Raw genomic sequence first — 17,049 nt, 5'->3', positions numbered from 1 at the left:
TTCATCTTCGAGAGACCTCGACCCCTATCCCGGCAACGACGCGCCGATGACCTCTACACCCTCAACTGCGAAGAGCCGAATATCCGGCATCCACCATGGGTTTCATCACGGCGTCGAGGTGATTCATGTCCGCTTCGGACATGCCGAGGTACTTGAACGGCACGACGAGCGGCAGGTGCTGCTCGGGGATCATGTACGTCGTCGTCGTCGCGCCGCGGGAGTTGACGGTCTTGATGACGTTCTGCGGCGGCACGTTCTTCGGGTTGGTGAACGCCACCGCGGTATGGCCGGTGGCCAGGCCGACGACGGCGTTCGCGAGCGCCATCAGATTGTCCGGGCGGTCCGGCCAGTCGGCGATGCTGTCGTACGCGGAGATGAATTGGTAAGTGTCGTACTGACTGTCGACCACCGGCGGCATCAGGAAGTCGAGCGCGGGGACCGTGCTGCCGACGGGGTAGGTCTGCCGCAGGAAGCTCTGCGTCCACGGGTTGATGGCGAGCGGGTCACCGTAGGTGGCGAACGACAGCTCGTTCGGTGGCGGCGCGGCCGGGTCGTACGCGAGCCGGTCCTGCACGGCGTGCACGACCATGGCGCCCTCGGACAGGCCGATCACCGTGCCGGGGCCGCCGGCCTGAACGCGGTTGATGACGTTGTTCTTACCGACCTCGACGGACTCACCGATGCTGGGTCCGTTCAAGCCGATCTCGGGCATCTTCTGATGTAGCTCGTCGATGCCCGGGATGACGCTGAGCACGTGGCCCTGCACCTGGCCGGCGGGGTAGTCGACGATCTCTCGATTGAGACCCGGGAACCAGTCGGCGCCCGTACGACGGATGTACTCGTCGTACGGGATGCCCATGACGTGCGCGCCGCCGAGTGCGTACCCACGGCCGGGGGTGCCGATCGGCGGGATGGCCGGCACGAGCGGGCCGCCGGAGCCGGCGTCAGAGCTGGAACCGGGACCGGTCCAGGGCTCGTCGGCCGTCGCGATCCAGTCGGCGAGGGGCCCGGAAGCACCGACCGTCAACAGCGTGGTGGCAATCGCCAACGAGCTGGCAAGTCGCTTGTTCATACGTTGCTCCCCTGCGGTTTCGGGCGGGACGGCCACCAGTTCGCTTCTCCGACGAGCGTGGCCATGGCAGGCACGGTGATGGTCCGCACCAGGAAGGTGTCCAGCAGGATGCCGGCGCCGATGACGAAGCCGCCCTGGATCACGGTACCGATGCTGGAGAACAGCAGACCCCACATGGAGGCCGCGAAGATCAGGCCGGCCGCGGTGATGACGCCGCCGGTCGACGACAGCGTGCGGATGATGCCGTACCGCATGCCGTGTGGCGATTCGTCACGCATGCGCGAGACGAACAGCATGTTGTAGTCGGCGCCGACCGCGACGAGCACCACGAAAGCCAGTGGTGGAACGGTCCAGTGCAGCGGCTGGTGGAACAGGTACTGGAACACCACGACGCCGATGCCGAGCGCCGCGAAGTACGAAAGCACCACGGAGCCAACCAGATACAGCGGCGCGATCAGCGACCGCAGCAACAGCATCAGAATCAGCAGCACCACCGCGACGGTGACGATGATGATGAACCGGATGTCGTTCTGGTAGTAGTCGCGGGTGTCCTTGAGCGCCACGGGATAGCCGCCCATCGACACCGTGGCATCCGACAGCGACGTGTTCGGCTGGGCGCCGCGGGCGGTGTCGCGGATGGTGTTGACCTGGTCCATCGCCGCGGCGCTGAACGGGTCGAGTTTGGTGAGGACGAGGTAGCGCACCGAGTGCCCGTCGGGCGAGATGAACATCTTGGACGCCGACTTGAAGGCCTCGAGCTGCAGCACCTCGGGCGGAATGTTGAAGCCCGCCTGGGTCGGGCCGCCCGCGTTCTGTTTCATCGACAGCAGGAAGGCGCCGGCCTGGTCGAGGCCCGACCGCATCAGTTGGATCTGTTCGACGACCTCGTCGACCCCGTTGGCGACTTCGCGGCTGCCGCTCGCCGACCGATCGGCACCCTGGCGGAGCTTGGTCAGATTGGCCTGCGCGCCCGCGGGACTGTCCATCCCCATGGTGCGCATCACCTTGGTCAGGTTGGTCATCGCACTCTGGAGTTGCTGCACCGACGCGTTGAGCGTCTTCTGGTCCTGCATCGTCTGCAGCTGCCCGGCGAGCTTGTTGATCTCGTCGATGGTGCCGTCCTGGCGCGCTTCTTCCAGCCGCTGGAAGTGGCCGCGGGTTTCGGCGCACGACAGGTCGAGGTCGCACACCGCGTTGTTCTGCAGCGCCGCCAGCACGGGGCCGACCCAGCCGAACATGTCTTTGGCCGCCGTGTAATTCAGCCCCAGGGTGTTGCCCAGCTTGCTCACGCTGTTGACGAGCTTGGCCGCGACTTCCACGTTCTGCACCAGCTTGTTGCCGCCGTACTGACTGCGGATCGCGGTGAAGGCGTCGAGCGTCGTCTGGAGTTGCGTGGCGATCTGGCCGACCTGGCCGCGTACGTCGGCGAGGTTGGTCGCGAGCGTGTCGGCGCCCTTGGCCAGCCGGTTGATGTCGTTGGTGCGCTGGCCGATCATGCCCGCGCCTTCTGTCAGCCGGTCACCGACCAGGCCGGCCTGGAAGGTGGCGCGGAACTCCGGCGGCACTTCGCCGAGGGGACGGGTGATGCCGCTGACCATGGCGACGTCCGGCAACTGGCTGATGCGCGACGCCATCTGCTCGAGGTCCGCGAGGGCCTGCGGGGAGCGCAGGTCGCGCGGCGATTGGACGAGGACGTAGGACGGCACCGACTGGTTGACGTTGAAGTGGCTCTCGAGCGCGGCGTACCCGATGGAGCTCGGGGCCGACGCTGCGACGGCCTTGCGGTCGTCGTAGTTGAACTTCGCGAAGCCCGCGGCGCTGGCCAGCAGGAGCAGCACGAGCAGGCTGGCCACCAAGTGCAGCTTCGGTCGGCGGACGATGCGCGCGCCGGACCGGCGCCACAGCTGCGCGGTGATCTCGTTGCGCGGCTTGATCCAGCCCCGCGGCCCGACGAGCGTGATGATCGCGGGCAGCAGCGTGACCGCGGCGAGGAACGCCACCAGGATGCCGATGGCCGACGAGACGCCAACCGTGGAGAAGACGCCCATCTTGGCGAAGCTGATGCCGAGGAAGGTGACGCCGACGGTCGCGGCCGACGCCGTGATGACCTTGCCGACGGAACCCAGCGCGCGCCGGACGGCATCGGTGGATCCCAGGCCCTGCCGCACATAGTCGTGGTAGCGGCTGATCAGGAACACCGCGTAGTCGGTGCCTGCGCCGAAGATCATGGCGCTCAACAGGATTATGGCCTGGTTCGACACCCCCAGCCCGGTCAGCTGCGACAACCCGGCGACCGTCGCCTGCGCGATCACCAACGACATGCCGATGCCCGCGAGCGGCAACATCATGGTCACGGGATTTCGGTAGACGACCAGCAGCACGAGGAGCACCAGGACCGCGATGGCGATCTCGATGGGCATCCGGTCCTTCTCACCGGCAACGGTGAGGTCGGCGACGGTGGCCGCGGGGCCGGACAGGTGGATCTTCAGCGGGCTGCCGGCGGTGCTGTGCCGCACGATGTCGGCCACCCGGTTGTAGGCGGCGTACGACTGCGGCGTGCCCAGCGCGCCGGCCAGGCCGACGGGCAACACCCAGGCCTTCTTGTCCTTGCTGGTCATGAAGTTGCGCAGCGGCGGGGTGCTGATGAAGTCCTGCATCATGACGACGTCGTGCGGGTCGTCGCGCAGGGCGTCCACCAACTTGCGGTAGGTGGCTTCGTCGTTGCGATCCAGGCCGCGGTCGTTGATCAGGACCACGAGCAGCAGGTCGTCGGTACCGGGTTCCTTGAAGGCCTCGGTCATGTGCCGGGCGGCGACGTTCGACGGCGCATCGGCGGGCAGCATCGCCAGCGGATGCTTCTGGGCCATCTCGTTGAGACTGGGGACAGCCAGGGGCAGGGCCACCGCCAGCGTGATCCACAGGCCGATCACCGCCCAAGGCCACCGCACCACAAAATCGGCTAGCCGTCGCAAGTCAGGTCACCAGTTCCCGCCGTCGGCGATCCGCGTGCAGACCGACTTCATCGCCTCCAGGTACCGGGTCACGGACTTTTTGGCGATGGGGTTGTCCGGGTACATGACCTCCATGACCGTGCCGCCCTCGTAGCGGAAGACGTAGATGGTCAGCTGGTAGGAGTACCGGCCATCGGAGTAGATGCCGATGTTGTTGGCGTATCCCATCTCGGTGGCGGCCAGGATGGTGTTGAGTGGCGCCGCGCCGCCGTGCAGGAAGTTCGACACCGGGAAGTTGGGCCGCGGCCAGTCCAGCCACGGTGCGAGCTCCAGGACGCGGTAGTACGGAACCCGCGCCATGTTGAGGTTGCCGTCGAACGACTCCTGCGCCGCCCAGGCGGCTTCGTTGAAGGTCGCCGCGGCGATCGGCACGGTGATGGGCACCAGTCCGGTGAACCAGCCCTGCGTCATGAAGTTGTCCGACGTGCGCCGGGTGTCACGCGGGGTGAGCCCGTAATACGTTGCAGCACCGGTCAATTCGTGCTCGACCTGGGCCATGCAGGCGAACAGGCCGCCGACGAAGCGGGCACCGGCCGCCTCACAGGCAGACTCGAACCGTGCCGTCTGCTCGGGGTCCATGAGCGATTCGCCGACCATGTCGCCGACCGACGGCTCCATGGCGTTCCCCAACGGCAACGGGAACTCCGGCATGCTGTTGTTGTTGTTCTCAGCAAACTCGATCCAGGCCTGCACCTCGGGAGAGTCGACGGTCAGCGCCGAGGTGCGCTCGTGCTCCTGGACGCACCATTCGTCGAAGCTGCCGGCGTCGGGCAGAGCAAACGCTGAGCCACCTGTTGTCAATGCTGTGTACCGGCCATGAGCCTCCAGCATCGTGATGCCGATGAGCGCCGCGTCGCCGTGGACGTGGTCGATGGCCGCGTAGAAGTTGAAGCTGTCTTCGCTCTGGACGATGCCGAAGGAGAAGCAGCCCCACTCGAGCGGTGTCGGGATGTCCACGAGGTGCTTGCGGACGTCCTCGACCGCCAGTTCACCGTGGTTGACGGGCTCGAACTCGAGGTCATCGGGGTCGGTGAGGGTGTGCCGGAGGATGTCGCCGTCGCCGGTGTACTCGAACCAGCTGCGGTAGGTGTCGTGCCTGCGCAGATAGGAGTTCAGCGCTTCGTTCATGGCCGCGATGTCGCACTGACCAGGGACTTCGCACGTCGCGATGATCTGCCGGGAGTACTCCAGGCCCGAGCCCGTGCGCTCGACGACACCGCGGATGTGCTGGCCCTGCATGTAGCTGACCGGCACCGAACTCACAGGTGCCCGCCGGGCCACTTCGCGAGCCGCCTCGGTGGGGTGCCAGGAGGTCAGAACACCTGGGATCGGCGTCCAATCATCGATCTTTCCGATCGTGATCTTCCCGATTCGCAATTACTTTCCTCCCAGGTTTGGGCACACAGAGGCCCGGCAACACTGTTGGCGCCATCAACATACCCCGGCAACCTTTGCCGGCGCCGTTACGCCTGGTGGGGCGGTCCGCGCTGACCAACCACCACCGGCGCACATAATCCTCGTGCTTCAGCAACCTACATGTAATACTGGCCCGCAGAAGATGAGCTGGCCGTGGCCGTTCGGAAGATCAACTGGCCATTCATGACTGAGCCGGCCGTCAAGTAGATCTGCCGACCAATCGTCGAGGCCGGCCGTTCGCAACATAAATTCTGGCGCTGAACACGGTCTCCTGCGCGGGATCGGACGTCACCGGCAAAACGCGGAGGACAGCTTTTTCATGGCAACGATCGAAGGTCCGGAAACGTCCAGCTTCGCGATCGTCGGGTACGCCGCCCGCTTCCCCGGAGCCACCGACGCCGAATCCTTCTGGGAGATGCTGCGCGAAGGCCGGGACGCCGTATCCGAGGTGCCACAAGACCGGTGGGACGTCGACGAGTTCTTCGATGCCGACCCGGACGCCCGCGGCAAGATCATCACGCGCCGCGCCGGCTTCCTCGATGACGCCGTCGGGTTCGACGCTCCCTTCTTCGGGGTGTCCACCCGCGAAGCCAAGATGATGGACCCGCAGCAGCGGTTGCTGCTGGAGATGGCGTGGCGCGCCGTCGAACACTCAGGCACGGCGCCGTCCGCCCTGGCCAACACGCAGACGGGCGTGTTCATCGGTCTGGCAACGCACGACTACCTGGGCATGGCCTCGGGCGAGCTGACCTACCCGGAGATCGAGGCCTACATGGCCATCGGTACCTCAGGCGCCGCGGCAGCCGGCCGCATCAGCTACCGGCTGGGCCTGCAGGGTCCGGCCGTCACCGTCGACACCGCCTGCAGTTCGTCGCTGGTGGCCGTCCACCAGGCGTGCCAGGCGCTGCAGCTCGGTGAGTGCGATCTCGCGCTGGCCGGTGGCGCCAACGTCATCCTGAGCCCGGCGACCATGATCACCTTCTCGCAGTCGCGCATGCTGGCCCCGGACGGCAAGTGCAAGACGTTCGACGCCTCCGCCGACGGCTATGTGCGCGGCGAGGGCTGTGGCGTCATCGTCGTGAAGCGACTGGAAGACGCGGTGCGCGACGGCGACCGGATCCGGGCCGTCATCCGCGGCAGCGCCATCAACCAGGACGGCGCCTCGGGTGGCCTGACCGTCCCCAATGGTGTTGCGCAGCAACGTGTTATCGCCGAAGCGCTGGAGCGCGCGGGCCTGTCGCCTGCCGACGTCGGCTACTTGGAGGCGCACGGCACCGGCACGTCGCTGGGTGACCCGATCGAGGTGCAGGCCGCGGCCGCGGCCTACGGCACCGGGCACGACGCCGACAACCCGCTGCTGATCGGCTCGGTGAAGACGAACATCGGGCACCTGGAGGCCGCCGCGGGCGTCGCCGGCATCATCAAGGTCATCCTGTCGCTCGAGCATCAGGAACTGCCCAAGCACCTGCACTTCAAGAACCCGTCGCCGCACATCCCGTGGGACCGCATCCCGGTGAAGGTCGTCGACGAGGCCACCACCTGGGAACGCGGCGACCGGCCGCGCGTCGCGGGCATCAGCTCGTTCGGCTTCTCCGGCACCAATGCCCATGTCCTGCTTGAGGAAGCACCCGCCGCCGCGCCGGCGCAGGCACCGGCCGAGGAGCCTGACGACCGGCGCTTCATGGTGCTGCCGCTGTCGGCCCGAACCCCGGCCGCGCTGCTGCAGTCGGCCGAGGACTACCGCACCTGGCTGACCGCGCACCCCGAGGCCACCCTCTCGGACGTCTGCATCACCGCGGGTGCGGGCCGCGCCCACTTCGAGCACCGTGCCGCGCTCGTGGTCAATTCCCTGGATTCCGCGCGCGAATTGCTCGGCGCGCTGGCCGACGACCGCCCGGCGCCGGGCCTGGTGCGCGGCACGTCCGCCGACAAGCCGAAGACCGCCTGGCTGTTCCCCGGTCAGGGCAGCCAGTTCGCCGGCATGGCCAAGGAGCTGTTCGAGACCGAGCCGGTGTTCGCCGAGACCGTGAAGCAGTGCGCGGCCGCAGTCGCCGATGTGCTCGAAAAGCCTTTGCTGGACGTCATTTTCGAAGGTCCGGATGAGACGTTGCGCCTCACCAGCTACGCCCAGCCGGCGATCTTCGCCGTCGAGATGGGCCTGGCGCGGCTGTGGCAGTCGTGGGGTTTCGAGCCCGACGTCGTGCTCGGCCACAGCGTCGGCCAGTACACCGCGGCCTGCGTCGCCGGGGTGTTCAGCCTCGAAGACGGCATGCGCCTGCTCGCCGAGCGCGGTCGCCTGTTCGGGAACCTGCCCCCGGGCGGCCGGATGGCGGCGATCTTCGCCGCACCCGAGCGCGTCGAGCGGCTGACCGACGAATACCCCCGCCTCTCGGTCGCCGCGTACAACGGCGCCAACACCGTGCTCTCCGGTCCGGGCGCCGACCTGGAACGCGCTGTCGCCGGGCTGACCGGTGACGGCATCCGCTGCGACTGGCTGGAGACCAGCCACGCCTTCCACTCGGCGCTGCTGGACCCGGCGCTCGACGAATTCGAGTCGTACGCAAACCAATTCACGTTCAATGCGCCGCAGCGCATCCTGGTGTGCAACCGCACCGGTGACACCCTGGGGCGCACCGCCAAGCTCGACGGCCAGTACTGGCGCCGGCACGCACGTCAGCCCGTCGAGTTCTCCAAGGGCGTCGAGACGCTCGCCAAGCTCGGTTGCGCGGTACTGCTCGAAGTCGGCCCGCAGCCGATCCTGACCGCCGCGGCCCTGCGCGCCTGGCCCGACCCGACGAGCGCACCGCGCGCCATTGCGTCGTTGCGCCGCAAGGGCGCCGACCACCGGCAGATCACCGAGGCGCTGGCCACCACCTACACCGCCGGCCACCTGCCCGACTTCGCCGCCGTCCGGCCCGGCTCGGCCCACAATGTCGATCTGCCGACCTACCCCTTCCAGCGCAAGGCGTACTGGTTCCGCGACGAGCGCGTCGCACCGTCCGCCACGGCGCACATGGGCGGGGCGACCACCGAGGCCGTCCGCCTGCTCGAAGACGGCCGCATCGATGAGCTCGCCACCTTGCTGGGCGGCACCGATGAATCGACGACCGCAGTGCTGAACAAGCTTGCGGCCCAGCACAACCGGCAGCGCACCGCGCAATCCGTCTCGGACGCCCGGTACGAAATCCGCTGGGACAAGATCGCGGCCGGAGCGCCCGCGGAGGTCGGCGAGGGCTCCGCGTGGGTCGTCATCAGCGACGACGCGGCCGTGCTCGCGCCGCTGACCGAGGCCCTGACCCGGGCCGGCCACCGGCACCGCGTTCTCGGGTTGCTGAGCTCCGACGCCGACGAGCAGCAGCTGGAGGCCGACCTGCGCGCGGCTGTCGAGGAGGAGCCGACGCTGCGCATCCTGCACGTCGCCGGGCTCGATGCCGACCGGGCTTCCATGCAGGCCGTGCTGCGGGTGCAGCACCATGTCCTCAGCGGCACGCAGCGCCTGTTCCGCGCGGCGGCCGCCGCCGAGCTGCGGGCGCCCATCTGGGTGATCACCCGTGGTGCACAACGCGTTACCGACACCGACACCGTCGCACCCGAGCAGACGGGTCTGTGGGGCTTCGGCCGTTCGGCAGCGCTGGAGTATCCCCAGGTGTGGGGTGGTCTGGCCGACCTGGCCGAGGGCAGCACCGACGAATGGTCGCGGTTGCTCACCCAGGTGATCGCGGCGCCGCGTGGCGAAGACCAGATCGCGCTGCGCCCCGAGGGTGTGCACGTGCCGCGGCTGGTCCGTCGTACCGGGCAGCCGAACCCGACGCAGCTGGAATTGCGCGCTGACGCAACGTATCTGGTGACCGGTGGCCTCGGTTCGCTCGGCCTGGAGATCGCGGGTTACCTGGCCGCGCACGGCGCCCGGAACCTGGTGCTGACCAGTCGGCGCGCACCGAGTGAGGCAGCGCAGCAGCGCATTGACGCGCTGCGCGAGCAGTACGACTGCCAGACGCGTGTCGTCACCGCCGATGTCGCCAATCCGCATGACGTCGCCCGCCTGATGTCGACCCTGCGCGCCGAGCTGCCGCCGCTGGCCGGTGTGGTGCATGCGGCCGGCGAGAACAGCACCACCCCGCTGGCCACCCTGGAAGACGCCGAGCTGGAGCGCGTCTTCTCCGGAAAGGTCTGGGGCGCTTGGTACCTGAGTGAAGCGGTCGCCGACCTGAAGCTGGACTTCTTCCTGTCGACCTCGTCGATCTCGGCGGTGTGGGGCAGCTACGGCCAGACCGCCTACAGCGCGGCCAACGCGTTCCTGGACGGCCTGACCTGGCGCCTGCGTGAGCAGGGTGTGCCCGGCATGAGCGTCAACTTCGGCCCGTGGTCCGCCGGTATGGCCGACCCCGATGCCCGCGCCCAGCTGGAGCGCCGCGGCGTCCGCACTCTGTCCCCCGCCGATGCCCTGACCGGCATGGCCGACGTCATGGTGGCCGGCGGCAATCCCGCGGAAGCCGTTGTGGCGCGCATGGATTGGGCCAAGTTCCTGCCGATCTACTCGCAGGCCGGGTCCCGGGCCCTGCTCGCCGAGGTCGCACGCGAGGTGCCCGAGTCCGCGACCGCCGGTGCCGTCGGCGCGTCCGGCAACACCCGACTGGTCGAGCAGCTCATCGCCGCGCCGGTGCAGCAGCGCAAGAAGCTGGTGCTGGAGTACCTGCGGGACGCCGTCGCCGAGGTGACGCGCATCGAGGCCTCCGAGATCCGTGAGGAGACCGGGTTCTTCGACCTCGGCATGGACTCGCTGATGGCCGTCGAACTGCGTCGCCGCCTGGAACAGGGTGTCGGCAAGGAACTTCCGGCAACCCTCGCGATGGACCACCCGCGTCTCACCGACGTCGCGGACTACCTACTCAGCGACATCCTCAACCTCAGCGAGAAGGCCGGCGCGAAGGCCGTCACCGAGGTCAAGTCGCTCGCCGCTGCCGACGAGCCCATCGCCATCGTCTCGGTGGCGTGCCGTTTCCCGGGCTCGCCCGATCCGGATGCGTTCTGGCAGGTGCTGTCTCAGGGTGTCGACGCCATCAGCGAGATCCCCGAGGACCGCTTCGACGTCGACGAGTTCTACGACCCCGACGCCATGACGCCAGGCAAGATCTACACCCGCTCGGGTGGTTACCTCGAGAGCGTCGACACCTTCGATCCGGAGTTCTTCGGCATCTCGCCGCGCGAGGCCGTGTGGATCGACCCGCAGCAGCGCCTGATGCTCGAGATCGCCTGGGAAGGCCTCGAGCGCGCCGGCTACGCGCCGGCGGCGTTGCGCGGCAGCCGAACCGGCGTGTTCATCGGCGTCGGCGCCAACGAGTACTCGCATCTGCTCTCGGGCGGCTCGGTCGAGAATCTCGAACCGCACTTCATCACCGGTAACGCGCTCAACGCCATCGCGGGTCGCGTGTCGTTCACGCTGGGCCTGGAAGGTCCGGCCATGGCGGTCGACACCGCCTGCAGTTCCTCGCTGGTCGCGGTCCACCAGGCCGTGCAGGCCCTGCACGCCGGCGACTGCGACATGGCCCTGGCCGGTGGTGTCAACGTGCTGCTGAGCCCGGCGTCCATCGTCGCGGCGTCCCGCGCGCGGATGCTGGCGCCCGACGGCCGCTGCAAGACGTTCGACGCCGCCGCCGACGGCTACGTCCGCGGTGAAGGCTGCGGTGTGCTGGTTCTCAAGCGGCTCAGCGACGCGCAGCGCGACGGTGACCGCATCGCCGCGGTCATCCGCAGCACCGCGGTCAACCAGGACGGCGCGTCCAGCGGCCTCACCGTCCCCAATGGTGGTGCGCAGCAACGACTCATCAACACCGCGCTGGCCCGGGCCGGCCTCAGCGGCGGCGACGTCGACTACCTGGAAGCGCACGGCACCGGTACGCCACTCGGCGATCCGATCGAGGTGCAGGCCGCGGCCGCCGCGTACGGCGCGGGCCGGGATGCGAACCGGCCGCTGCTGATGGGCACCGCGAAGACCAACATCGGACACCTCGAGTCCGCGGCCGGCGTCGCCGGTCTGGTCAAGGTGGTGTTGTCGCTCGAGCACGAGATGCTCCCGCAGACGCTGCATTTCAACAAGCCGTCGCCGCACATCCCGTGGGATTCGCTGCCCGTCCAGGTCGTCGACAAGCCCACCCCGTGGCACACCGACGGCCGTCCGCGTCGCGCCGGTGTGAGCTCCTTCGGGTTCACCGGCACCAACGCGCACGTGCTGTTGGAAGAGGCGCCGGTCGTGGTGTCTGACGACGACGTCGCTGATGACGTGACGCCCGAAACCCCGGCCACCGAGCCGATCAGCGTGCTGCCGCTGTCGGCGCGCTCGGCCCAGGGCCTGACGGCGCTGGCGCAGAAGTACCGCGACTGGCTCGAAGCACACCCCGATGCCTCGATCGCCGACGTGTGCTTCACCGCCGGCTCGGGACGTTCGCACTTCGAGCACCGCGCCGCGGTGGTCGCCAACACCGTCCACGACGCCAAGAATCTGTTGGAAGACCTGGTGGCGAACAAGCTGCGGCCGGGCGTGCTCAAGGGCGAGTGCACGGACCCGCCGACCACGGCGTGGTTCTTCCCCGGCCAGGGCAGCCAGTACCCGGGTATGGCACGCGAATTGTTCGACACAGAGCCGGTTTTCGCCGACGTGGTGCGCCGCTGCGCGCAGGCGGTCGATCCGATCCTGCCGCGTCCGCTGCTGGAGGTCATGTTCGGCAACGATCGTGAGGCGGCAGAGACGCTGCGCAACACCGCGTTCGCGCAGCCCGCGATCTTCGCCGTCGAGATGGGCCTGGCCCGGTTGTGGCAGTCGTGGGGCATCGAGCCCGATGCGGTGCTGGGGCACAGCGTCGGTCAGTACGCGGCGGCCTGTGTGGCCGGCGTGTTCAGCCTCGAGGACGGCGCCCGGCTGATCGCCGAGCGCGGCCGCTTGTTCGGCAGTCTGCCGGCCGGTGGTCGCATGGTGGCGGTGTTCGCCGATCCCGAATACGTGGAGCGCGCCGCCGAGGCGTACCCACGGGTGTCGGTCGGCGCCTACAACGGCCGCAACACCGTGCTGTCGGGCCCGGCCGAGGATCTGGAGCAGATCGTCACCGCCTGCAGCGAGGACGCCACGCGCTGCACCTGGCTCGAGACCAGCCACGCATTTCATTCCGAGCTGCTGGACCCGGTACTCGACGAATTCGAGTCCTTCGCAACGCAGTTCCAGTTCGCGACGCCCACGTTGCCGCTGATCTGCAACCGCACCGGCACGGTCCTCACCGCCGAGACGCCGATCGACGCGCAGTACTGGCGGCGGCATTCTCGTCAGCCCGTGCAGTTCACCGAGAGCGTCAAGACCGTGGCGGCGCTGGGTTGCTCGGTGCTGATGGAGATCGGTCCGCAGCCGATCCTGACCGCGGCCGCGCTGCAGTGCTGGCCCGAGGGCGCCGAGACCCCGCGCGCCATCGTGTCCCTGCGCAAGGGTGCCAACGCGCAGCGTCAGATCACCGAAGCGCTTGCCACGACGTACATCTGCGGGCACCGGCCGGACTTCTCGGTCAAGAACCGCGGACACCGTGTCGAGCTGCCGACGTACCCGTTCCAGCGGCGCCGCTTCTGGCCCAAGACCGCCAACGTCGTGGGAATGAGCTCCGGCGGGGCCGCCGCCACGTCCGGAATCCTGGGCAGTGCCAAGGATCTGGCCACCGGCGACACGATCTACAGCAATGTGCTGTCGGTCAAGACGCAGCCGTGGCTGTCGCACCACGTCATCTACGGCACCGTCGTGGTGCCGGGCGCGACGTACGCGGCCATGGCGCTGGCCTCGGTCGGCGCACCGGCGCGGGTGAAGGAAGTCTTCTTCTACGAGCCGATCATCCTGCCCGACAAGGCGTCTCGTGAGACCCAGCTGACCATCCGCACCCTCGAGGGCGGCGAAGGCTGGAAGTTCCAGGTCCACAGCCGCCCGAACGGCGTGCGGGAAGCCGAGTGGTCGCTCAACGCCGACGGCACCCTGCTGGCCGGCGCCGACGAGGCCGACGCGTCCGACAACGTCGCCGGTTCGATGGAGGACGTCGTCGAGCGCATGGAGCGGTTGCGTCCGCAGCAGCTGTTCGAGACCTTCAACGACATGGAATTGGCATGGGGCCCAACGTGGTCCACGTCGCTCAAGTCGCTGTGGGTGCGCGACGGCATGGCCATCGGTGATGTGTCGGTCGGTGACGAGCTCGCCGAGCACCTGAGCACCGAGCCCATCCACCCCGTCCTGCTGGACCTGTGCACCGGTGTGGCCTTCCCGGCCTTCCCGGCGCTGCTGGCCGCCGAACACGGCATGCACGACCTGTTCCTGCCGCTGCGGTACGGCCAGGTCGAGCTGCGCGAGAAGATGCCGCGGCGCTTCTACGCGCGGGCACGCTGGCACACCAGTGAGCTGACCAACGAGACGCAGGTCTTCGACATCGACTTCCTCGATCGCGACGGCAAGCGCCTCGGTGGCATCACCGAGTTCACCGTGAAGCGGGCACCGCGTGAGGCATTGATGCGCGGGCTTGGCGGCGACACCACTCGCCTGCTGTACACGCTGGGCTGGCAGGAGGGTGCGGCACCGGGTGTTACTGACGCGGCCGAAGCTGCGACCACAGCGACCACCGGCACCTGGCTGGTCGCGGGATTCGACGAGTTGGCCGCCGGTCTCCCCGGGGCCGTCAAGCTCGACCAGACCCTGGACGCCGCCGCCTGGCAGCAGGCGATCATCACGGCAGCCGAGGCCGGCTCCCCCGTCACCGGAATCGTCTGGCGCGCTTCGGGCTACGAGGACGCCGACGTCGCGGCCCGCCTCGAGACCGAGGTCGGCACCGTGCTGGCAGGCATGCAGATCGCACTCGCCGAGGAGAAGCTGAACCTCACCGGCGGCCTGTGGATCGTCACCGAGCGCGCCGTGGCCACCGAGCCAGGCGAGCCCGTCGACCCCGTGCAGGCCGCGCTGTGGGGCCTGGGGCGCACCGTCATCAACGAGCAGCCGACCCTGCGGCTGAAGCTCGTCGACCTCGACGGCGCCGACGACAACGCCACCAACTGGCTGACCGGCATTCTGGGCACTCCCGTCACCGAGTCGGAATTCGCACTGCGGCAAGGCAAGTTCCTCGTGCCACGGCTGATGCACTGGGCGCGCAGCGGCCACCTGCCGATGCCGCGTTCCGACGACTACGTGCTGGCTCCCACCGAGCGGGGCGCGATCGACAACCTGCGGCTGACCGAGAAAGAAGTGACGCCGCCCGAGCCGCACGAGGTGCAGGTCCGGATCGAGGCCGCCGGCCTCAACTTCCGCGACGTGCTCAACGTGCTCGGCCTGTACCCGGGCGATCCGGGGCCCATCGGTGGCGATCTGTGCGGTGTCATCACCGAATTGGGTTCGGAGGTCACCCGATTCGAGGTCGGGCAGCGGGTGTTCGGCTCCATGCAGGGCGCCTTCTCCAGCCGGCTCAACGTGCCGGAGCAGCTGCTCGCCGTGGTCCCCGAGGGCATCAACCCGGTCGACGCGGCGACGCTGCCCGCGGCGGCGCTGACGGTCCGGTTGGCGTTCGACTGGGCGCAGCTCAAGCCGGGCGACCGCGTGCTGATCCACGCCGCCAGTGGTGGTGTCGGCTTGGCGGCGGTGCAGATGGCGCGCCAGAAGGGCGCGATCGTCTTCGCCACCGCCAGCACCTACAAGCGCGCGACGCTGCGCAAGATGGGCGTGGAGCACGTCTACGACTCGCGCACAACCGATTTCGCGGACCAGATTCTCGCCGACACCAACGGCGAGGGCGTGGACGTGGTGCTCAATAGCCTGACCAACGAGGGCTTCGTCGAGGCCACGGTGCGCGCGACCGCCCAGGGCGGCCGATTCGCCGAGATCGCCAAGCGCGACATCTGGACCCCCGAACGCATGGCAGAGGCGCGGCCGGACATCAACTACGAGATCGTCGCGCTGGACGTGACGATGATGACCGATCCCGCGCACATCCAGCGGCTCATGGAAGAGGTGGCCGACGGCCTGGCCAAGGGTGAGTGGACGCCGGTGCCCGCCGAGGTCTACCCGCTGACCGAGGCCAAGACGGCGTTCCGCCGGATGCAGCAGGCCCGGCACATCGGCAAGATCGTGGTGCAGATGCCGAAACCGCTGCAGCCGCACGGTGATCGGACCTACCTGGTGACCGGTGGTCTCGGGGCGCTCGGTCTGCACACCGCCGCCTACCTGGCCCAGCTGGGTGCCGGCGACATCGTGCTGACCAGCCGGCGCGAGCCGGACGGCGAGGCGCAGCGCGCCATCGACGCGATGATGGAGCGCTTCCACTGCCGGGTGCACGTCTTCTCCGGCGACGTCGGTGACGAGTCCTCGGTTACCGCGTTGCTCGACCGGATCCGCACCGAACTGCCGCCGCTGGCCGGCGTGGCCCACCTGGCGGGTGTGCTCGACGACGCGCTGCTGCCCCAGCAGGATCTGGAGCGCTTCCGGAAGACCCTGGGCCCCAAGGCCTTCGGCGCGCTGCACCTGCACAAGCTGACGCAGGACGACGATCTCGACTTCTTCATCGTCTACTCGTCGGCGTCGGCGGTGCTGGGTTCACCGGCGCAAGCCAACTACGCGACGGCCAACGCGCTGCTCGACGGCCTCGTCGCGCACCGCCGGGCACTGGGTCTGCCGGCCACGGCCGTCAACTTCGGTCCGTGGGGCCGCGGCGGCATGGCCAGCTCGCAGGCTGCCACCGCGAACCTCAGCGCGCAGGGCATGATGCCGCTCGAGCCGTCGGCGGCCCTGGCTGCCCTCGGTGAGGTGATCCGCCACGGTGCGGCGCAGGCGACGGTCCTCAAAGCCAACTGGCAGCGGGCCGCCAAGATGCTCGGCGGCATCCGCCCGCCGCTGCTCGACCAGGTGTTGCCGACCAGCGACACCGCGGCCGCCGGCGACAGCGAGCTGCTGCGGCAGCTGCAGGAGATTCCGGACGCCCAGCGCGCCGGCTTCATCACCGAGTTCCTGCAGAAGGAGGTGCAGGGCTTCCTGCGCCTGGCGCAGCCGCCCGCGGCCACGAGCCGGTTCCTCGATCTGGGCACCGACTCGTTGATGGCGGTCGAGCTCCGCAACCGGTTGTTCGGTCAGTTCGGCGGCAAGTTCGACATCAGCCCGACGGCGATCTTCGACTACCCGACCCTCGGCGAACTCGCCGGGCACCTGGCGTCGCAGCTGCCGCCGTCGGATGCGCCATCGGGTGCACCGGAGGCGACGGTTGAGGAGTCGGCCGCGGCGGAGTCGGCGGCGGAGGCTGCGGCGCCTGCCGAGGCTGCCGGCGACGCCGAGCCTGAGGCACCTGCCGCACAGGAGTGACGACTGTGACGGGTGTGCACGCGGTCTGAACCGGCCGCGTGCACACCCAGTCCTTTGGGCCTACCAGCCCAGAAATACCCCGCACTGGCGTCAATAAGTTATTGACGTGCGCGAGCAATTCTGTCAGGCTCGAGCCCCGGGAACGCGACCGCCGACCGGATCGCCGTCGCCCCCATGTTGCCTGTGCCCCACACCGC

Annotated in this window: 4 protein-coding genes; 1 reads left to right on the top strand and 3 read right to left on the bottom strand. The window is 68.7% G+C overall.

Annotated elements, in window-relative coordinates:
* Positions 1–61: 61 nt before the first annotated feature.
* Genes pe through ACJH6H_RS10445 form a run of 3 tightly spaced genes read right to left on the bottom strand, consistent with a single transcriptional unit; the run spans position 62 to position 5,460 of the window.
* The gene (gene pe, locus ACJH6H_RS10455) at positions 62–1,072 is read right to left on the bottom strand and encodes an acyltransferase PE (RefSeq protein ID WP_406774805.1); all 1,011 of its coding nucleotides are present in this window, start codon (positions 1,070–1,072) and stop codon (positions 62–64) included.
* Positions 1,069–4,044, bottom strand: coding sequence for an RND family transporter (locus ACJH6H_RS10450; protein WP_133425845.1), 2,976 nt, complete (start codon positions 4,042–4,044; stop codon positions 1,069–1,071). The genes pe and ACJH6H_RS10450 overlap by 4 nt, the downstream gene beginning before the upstream one ends.
* A 6-nt stretch (positions 4,045–4,050) precedes the next feature.
* The gene (locus tag ACJH6H_RS10445) at positions 4,051–5,460 is read right to left on the bottom strand and encodes a condensation domain-containing protein (protein ID WP_133425844.1); all 1,410 of its coding nucleotides are present in this window, start codon (positions 5,458–5,460) and stop codon (positions 4,051–4,053) included.
* A gap of 358 nt (positions 5,461–5,818) precedes the next feature.
* Here ACJH6H_RS10445 and ACJH6H_RS10440 point away from each other — a divergent pair, with 358 nt between their 5' ends.
* Positions 5,819–16,852 (top strand): type I polyketide synthase, encoded by an 11,034-nt coding sequence (locus tag ACJH6H_RS10440; RefSeq protein ID WP_406774804.1) that lies wholly within the window; start codon positions 5,819–5,821, stop codon positions 16,850–16,852.
* The last annotated feature ends 197 nt before the right edge of the window (positions 16,853–17,049 follow it).

The sequence above is a fragment of the Mycobacterium sp. SMC-21 genome (assembly GCF_045310825.1).
Lineage (GTDB): Bacteria > Actinomycetota > Actinomycetes > Mycobacteriales > Mycobacteriaceae > Mycobacterium.
This window is presented reverse-complemented; position numbering and strand designations above follow the sequence as displayed.